The sequence below is a fragment of the Terriglobales bacterium genome (assembly GCA_035651995.1).
In the GTDB taxonomy this organism is placed as follows: domain Bacteria; phylum Acidobacteriota; class Terriglobia; order Terriglobales; family Acidobacteriaceae; genus DASRER01.
Genome location: DASRER010000048.1, coordinates 58,084 through 64,491, shown reverse-complemented (window position 1 = coordinate 64,491; position 6,408 = coordinate 58,084). Strand labels below are relative to the sequence as shown.

At 65.5% G+C, this 6,408-nt stretch carries 7 protein-coding genes; 4 read left to right on the top strand and 3 right to left on the bottom strand.

Annotated features, from left to right (window positions below; genetic code table 11):
* Nucleotide 1 precedes the first annotated feature (1 nt).
* Nucleotides 2–460 carry a pili assembly chaperone gene (locus VFA60_16310; protein HZQ93355.1) on the top strand — a complete coding sequence of 153 codons (459 nt, stop codon included), beginning with the start codon at nt 2–4 and terminating at the stop codon, nt 458–460.
* A gap of 256 nt (nt 461–716) precedes the next feature.
* On the opposite strand, the gene VFA60_16305 is transcribed toward VFA60_16310, so the two are convergent.
* Genes VFA60_16305 through VFA60_16295 form a run of 3 tightly spaced genes read right to left on the bottom strand, consistent with a single transcriptional unit; the run spans nt 717 to nt 2,712 of the window.
* Nucleotides 717–1,742: a matrixin family metalloprotease gene (locus VFA60_16305; GenBank protein HZQ93354.1), complete on the bottom strand. Its 1,026-nt coding sequence runs from the start codon at nt 1,740–1,742 to the stop codon at nt 717–719.
* On the bottom strand, nt 1,739–2,266 hold the full coding sequence (locus tag VFA60_16300; GenBank protein ID HZQ93353.1) for a hypothetical protein: 528 nt from the start codon (nt 2,264–2,266) through the stop codon (nt 1,739–1,741). Before VFA60_16300 ends, VFA60_16305 begins: the two co-directional genes overlap by 4 nt.
* On the bottom strand, nt 2,263–2,712 hold the full coding sequence (locus tag VFA60_16295) for a hypothetical protein (protein HZQ93352.1): 450 nt from the start codon (nt 2,710–2,712) through the stop codon (nt 2,263–2,265). The genes VFA60_16300 and VFA60_16295 overlap by 4 nt, the downstream gene beginning before the upstream one ends.
* 206 nt (nt 2,713–2,918) lie before the next feature.
* On the opposite strand from VFA60_16295, the gene VFA60_16290 reads away from it, so the two are divergent.
* The 3 genes from VFA60_16290 (at nt 2,919) to VFA60_16280 (ending at nt 6,258) form a co-directional block, all read left to right on the top strand.
* The gene (locus VFA60_16290) at nt 2,919–3,878 is read left to right on the top strand and encodes an A/G-specific adenine glycosylase (GenBank protein HZQ93351.1); all 960 of its coding nucleotides are present in this window, start codon (nt 2,919–2,921) and stop codon (nt 3,876–3,878) included.
* A 78-nt stretch (nt 3,879–3,956) separates the two neighbouring features.
* On the top strand, nt 3,957–4,454 hold the full coding sequence (locus VFA60_16285; protein ID HZQ93350.1) for a TlpA disulfide reductase family protein: 498 nt from the start codon (nt 3,957–3,959) through the stop codon (nt 4,452–4,454).
* A gap of 97 nt (nt 4,455–4,551) precedes the next feature.
* Nucleotides 4,552–6,258 (top strand): M28 family peptidase, encoded by a 1,707-nt coding sequence (locus VFA60_16280; GenBank protein ID HZQ93349.1) that lies wholly within the window; start codon nt 4,552–4,554, stop codon nt 6,256–6,258.
* The last annotated feature ends 150 nt before the right edge of the window (nt 6,259–6,408 follow it).

Here is a 6,408-nt window from a genome sequence, read left to right as displayed (position 1 = left end):
GCTGATCGTGGTGGCGATCATTCTGATCATCGCCGCGATCGCAATTCCGAACCTGCTGCGTTCGCGCATCGCCGCCAACGAATCGTCGGCGGTGGGCTCGATCCGCACGCTCAACACAGCTGAAGTCACCTACTCGTCCACGTATCCGGACCTGGGCTTCACCTGCACGCTGTCGCGCCTCGGACCGCCGTCGGGTTCCGCTTCGGCGACCTCGACGTCCGCCGGCCTGATTGACAGCGTTCTGGCCAGCGGCACCAAGAGCGGCTACACCTTTGCTCTGACGGGCTGCACGGCTGCCGGTTCCAGCACGATCGTTGTGACCTACAACTCGCAGGGTGTGCCGGTGGCGATTGGCCAGACGGGCCAGCGCGCGTTCTGCTCCGACCAGTCGGGCGTGATCAAGTACGACTCGGGCGGCAGCGGCACGACCTGCACCTCGAGCGGTTCGGCCCTGCAGTAAGGCTTTGATTTGGCGAAGTACCTGGGGGAGGGTACGAGCCAGGAAGAGCGGAGGCCTAGCGGCCTCCGCTCTTTCTTTGCCCCAGGGATCCTTCTCTTGCGGAGGGATCCTTCGCTTCGCTCAGGATTTCGCCAGCGGGCTCCCACTCACCTCGCTGCGCTCGGCTTCGTTGACGCCCGCAAAGCGGCTCAACCTGGGGGAGGGTACGAGCCAGGAAGAGCGGAGGTCTAGCGGCCTCCGCTCTTTCTTTTTGCCGCTAATGCCAGCGTGTCGTAAATCCGGTCTGGACCGCGCTCTGATGGAACGCCTTGGGAAAGGACTCCACGTCGGAGTCGGACACCGGTCCATCGAGCGGCTCGGCAACCACGATGTAGGAATCGGCGGGAAGGCCGCTGATGGTGTAGGCGCCATCGGGCGCGGTCATGGCGCTGATGGGCGACTTCCGGATTGAGCCACCGAAGGGCAGCGCCGAAGTCTGCGACTCGGCAAAAACGTGTGCGCCAAACACCGGACTGCCGGAACCCATGTGCACCGCGCCGCTGATGGTTCCGGTGGGCACATCGGGCGAGGGTTTGGGATACAGGGCGGAGATGCCGGCCACGTCGTCGTAGCTGAGCGTGGTCAGCACCGTTGGTGCGAAGGGGAACATCACGGCGCGCACCACGCCGGAGTGGTCGAGGCCCAAAAAGTGTCCGATCTCGTGCGTGGCCACGGTGAGCAGGTCCTGGCCGTTGCCGCCGCCGCCGGTCGAGAACTGGTCGTTCGGGTTGAAGAGAATATCGGCGTCGAGAATCTGCCCGACAAAGCGCGTGCGGCCGCCGTGTCCGTCCGGACCGCCGGGGCTGTTTTCAATCGTGGTGATGGTCACGGCCAGGGTTTCGGCGTCCTTGGAGAAGTCGCCCTGGCAGACGAAACAGATGAGGTTGATGTTGCTGCTGGACTGCGGATCGAATCCGCCCGATGTGGCGCTCGAGTTGGGTCCGCGGCCAACGGCCAGCGCCGCATTCGGCGCCGAAGTCCACGTGTTGAAGGCCGTCTGGATGAGGCCGGGCAGAGCGGAAGCGCCGGGGACATTGCCGTTAGCGGCCGGGTTCAGGCTCCACGTAACGGGGAACGCGGTAAAGTCCCAGCGGTCGGCGGCGGGTGTATTGCCGTTGGGCGAGAGTGCGGGAATGGTTGAAGACGCGGGGCGCACCAACAACACGCCCGCAACCAGCAGACAGAGCAGCGCAGCGGCAGCCTGCCGTTGTCCGTGATGGGCGCGGCTGAACTTCGCCTTCATGGCTGCACCGCCGCGCGCGCCACGCGCGCTTCCAGTTCACTCAGGCGCATGTGCGATCCAGTGAAGGCGGAGCCACCGCGCGCCGAGACACCCGCCACACCATTGCTCACCACTGCTTCACCCCGGGCGGCGCGCGTCACGCGAAAGTCGCCCTGCATGAGGCCGACGACGGCGAACACGCCGCCTCCCCCGTCACTCGGCCGCAGGAAGAGGACTGTTTCCTGTCCGGCGCCCCAGGGGCGCACACCGGAGACCTTCTGCGTGTAGTGGCCATCGCTGCCGCCGAGCTGGCGCACGACCACGGTGGCGGCGGCGCTGCCTTTGAGTGCGCGTACGACCTGAAAGCGCGTGTAGGTGTAGATGAGATGCTGCGAGGTGTCCCACGCCGGCCAGCTCTCGATGGCGCGGGCTTCCACCACGCGTGCGGCGCGCCTGGTCATGGTTTCAATCGAGAGCGGCTCGACGGTGGTGCCCGAAGCCACAACGGCGATCAGCAACGTGGCGAGTGCAAGCACGCGTCTCACGGGACTACCTCGAGGCCGCTGGTGAACGCGGTGATATCGTTTTGCGGATTGCGCAGGTAGACGGTGCGCCCTCCCAGCGCGGCGTTGCCGCTCACGGTCGCGTCGAAGGAGATGCCGGGCGTGCCGTCGGTCGCCCTGATGGACTGGACGTTGGCCACGGCAACGTCGTTGGCGCCGCCGACGATGACCTGCATGCTGCCGTCTATTCCCGGTCCAAACACAATGACCCGCTGCGTGCTGCCCACGTGGATCGTGGCGCCGGTGTTGAATGCTGATGCCATGCCGCTGGCGGGCGCTACACCCAGCACCTCGGCGTTGGGCGCGGGCGAAGCGGCCGGTGCGGGCACGTTGATGTTGACGCCCATCGCGCTCTGTCCGGGGCCCAGCGAAATGATCACCGGCGCGTGCACCGACGTGTCACCCGGAGCAGGGTTGGTAGAGGTCACGGTGGGCGCGTTGTTGCTGGAAGAACTGCCACCGCCGCATCCGGGGAGGCAGAGAAGCGCTGACAAAGCGAGTATTGCGGGGATGCGAAACCAAGTCATGGCCGGCGGGCACAGCGTTGCCCGCAGAGAGATGGATGCCGAGGCTGCCAACCCGTGTTGCACCTGTTTCGATGTGGATATTTGGCGCGACATTTACAATCGGGCCGATGCAAGCCACTCCCGACCGCCGGCGGTTTCGCAGAAATCTTCTGCGCTGGTACGCGCACGCCAGGCGCAGCCTGCCGTGGCGCGCCGACCGCGATCCGTATCGCGTGTGGGTTTCCGAAGTGATGCTGCAGCAGACGCGCGCGGCGGTGGCGGCAGATTACTTTCCGCGCTTCCTGGCAAGGTTCCCTACGGTGCGGCGCCTGGCGCGGGCGCGTGAGTCATCGGTGCTGGCCGCCTGGAGCGGGCTCGGATATTACCGCCGGGCGCGGGCGCTTCACGCGGCGGCGCGCATGCTGGTCCGCGAGCGCGAAGGCCAGTTCCCGCGCACGGCTGCTGAACTGCAATTGCTTCCCGGCGTGGGGCGCTACACCGCCGCGGCCGTGGCCAGCATCGCGTTCGGAGAACCCACGGCCGTGGTGGACGGCAACGTGGAGCGCCTGATTGGGCGCGTCGTGGGCCGCAGATTGCGCGGAGAGGCGTTGTGGAAGGCCGCCGGCGAGTTGCTGGACCCGCGAAATCCCGGCGACTTCAACCAGGCGATGATGGAGCTGGGAGCCACCGTGTGCCTGCCTCATGGACCGCTGTGTGCCGCGTGTCCGGTGGTGAACCTCTGCGCGACGCGAGGCGCAGCGCCGCCTGCTCCGGCAGCGGACCGGCGCAAAGCTGAGCTGAGGTATGCGCTGGCGTTCGCGGCTGGAGGCGCGAAAGTGCGGCTCGTGCGGCGCGAAGCGGATGCCTCGCTCATGCCTGGGATGTGGGAGCTGCCGTCGCTGGATTCCGCGAACGGCGGGCTACTGTTTCGTCTCAAGCACTCGATCACCACCACCGACTACCGCGTGGAAGTGCATCGCGGGACCGGGCGCGAACGCGGCGAGTGGATAGATCGCCGGCGTTTGCCGCGGCTGGCGCTGACCGGCGTGACGCGCAAAGCGCTGCGCCGGGCAGGACTGGCGCTTTAGAATCGTATTTGATAATTCGATATCTAACGAAATGAGTCATCGCCGCTCGAACAACTTCCCAATGGAGGCCCCAACCGAATGGCTGCTCTGAAGGCGGGTACAGCTGCGCCGGAAGTCGTACTGCCGCTGCTGGGAGGCGGCGAGTTTCGTTTGTCGGACGTCCGCAAGAGCGGTCCTGTGCTGTTGGCCTTCTTCAAGATAAGTTGTCCGGTGTGTCAGATGGCGCTTCCTTATATAGAGCGCATTTTCCAGGGCACGCACGGAAAGGGACTGGCGATCGTCGGCGTCTCGCAGGATTCGGCGGCAAACAGCGCGGCCTTCGCCGAGAAATTCGGCATAACGTTCCCGATCGCGCTCGACGACACCGAACGGTATCCGGTTTCCAACGCCTACGGCCTGACGAACGTCCCGACACTGTTCCTGGTGAACGAGGCGGGAAAGATCGAGCTGACGAGTGTGGGCTGGTCGCGCGCCGACGTGCAGCACGTCACCGGCGTGGCGGCGGCACGGCACCAGGGAGCGAAACTTGTCGTGTTTCTGCCGGGCGAGCAGGTGCCCGACTTCAAGGGCGGTTGAGGGTCCAAAAACTGATCCCGCGGCGCGGGATCGAATACTAAACTGCCCGGCCCTTTGGCCGGGCGTTGTTGTTTGCGCGCCATTTACAATCGGCGGCATGAAGAGAGACATCGGTCTTGTGCTTGTAACCGTGCTGGCTGCGACGGTAGTCATCGCACAGCAGGCGCCAACATCCGCATCCAGCCCTGCCTCGGACAGGCCGGCGCTCAACCTGCCGCCGGGGATCTCGGGGCCGATGAAGTCAATCAGCGCCGAGCGCATCCGCGCGCACGTGAAGTTTCTCTCCAGCGACCTTCTCGAGGGACGCGGAACCGGGCAGCGCGGAGGCGATCTCGCCGCGGAGTACATCGCCACGCAGTTCGCGCTGCTTGGCCTGAAGCCGGCGGGCGATAAGGGCAGCTATCTGCAACGAGTCCCGCTGGTGGGCAACACACCCCTGCCGGAGACGCGGTTCACCATCGCGCCGCCGCGCGCGGATGCGGCCTCCCTGCGACTGCTGGAAGACTACGTGGTGCACGACGAGACGCAGCAACCAGTGGTCGACATCGACGCGCCGGTGGTGTTCGTGGGATATGGCATCGACGCGCCCGAGTACAAGTGGAACGACTACAAGGACGCCGACGTGCGCGGCAAAATCCTGCTGATGCTGGTCAACGAGCCGCCGTCGAGCGATCCGAAGTTCTTCAAGGGCGATGCGCTCACCTACTACGGCCGCTGGACCTACAAGTACGAAGAAGGCGCGCGCAAGGGAGCGGCCGGCGTGCTGCTCATTCACAAAACCGACATGGCCAGCTACGGCTGGGAGGTAGTGCGGAATTCGTGGGGCGGCGAGAGATCATTTCTGCGCGACAAGCCGGGGCCGAAGTTGAAGGCGGCCGGTTGGGTTCAGCTGGAAGTTGCACGGCAGGTTCTGAAGTCAGCCGGGCAGGACCTGGACGCGCTCATGCAGCAGGCGAAGTCCCGCGATTTTCGCCCGATTCCGCTCGCGGTCGAGGCGCACGCTCACATCGTGAGCCGCGTGCGCCCGTTCGATTCGAACAATGTGATTGCCGAGTTGCCGGGCGCGGGGCCGCGGGCGGGTGAGGGCGTGATGTACAGCGCGCACTATGACCACCTGGGAATTGATCCCGCATTGAAGGGCGACCAGATCTACAATGGCGCGGCCGACAACGCTACCGGCTGCGGCATCCTGCTGGAACTGGCGCGGGCGTGGTCGAACGTGAGGCCGCGGCCGGCGCGCTCGATCTACTTCGCTTCGGTCACCGCAGAAGAGCAGGGACTGCTGGGCTCCGAGTACCTTGGGCTGCATTTGCCGGCTGCAGCGGACAAGATCACCCTCGCCCTGAACTTCGACAACGTGCAACCGTTCGGGATTCCCGAGCAGACCCAAGTTGCCGGCTCGGAGCGCACCACGTTCTATCCCACCGTCGAGAGCGTGGCGCGTTCATTCGGGCTGGAGATCAAGCCCGATCCGCGGCCGCAGGCCGGGCATTATTACCGGTCCGATCATTTCAGCCTGGCGCGCGTCGGGATACCGGCGTTCTCCGTGAACCAGGGCGACAAGTTTCGCGGACACGATCAGCAATGGGGAGCGAAGCAGGCCGAGGAGTACACCGCGCACCGCTACCACCAGCCCAGCGATGAATATCGCGACGACATGGATTTTCGCGGCGAGGCCCAAATGGCGGTGTTCGGCTTCATCCTGGGTTGGAAGGCGGCGAGCCAGCCGCAGCTGGTGCGGTGGCTGCCCGGCGACGAGCCGTCGCGTGAAGATTTGCCTGGAGCGCAGGCAACGCCACGCTGACGACGGTGCTGTCGCCGAATGCCATGCTCGACGCGAGGATCGTGGCGGCAAGGAGTCCACCTGTTCGAAGCCGTGCTTTGAGCGGCAACGATGGCGGCAGAGGGCGGCTCATTCGTCACAACGGAATATCAACTCCCCCAGATGCGAAGG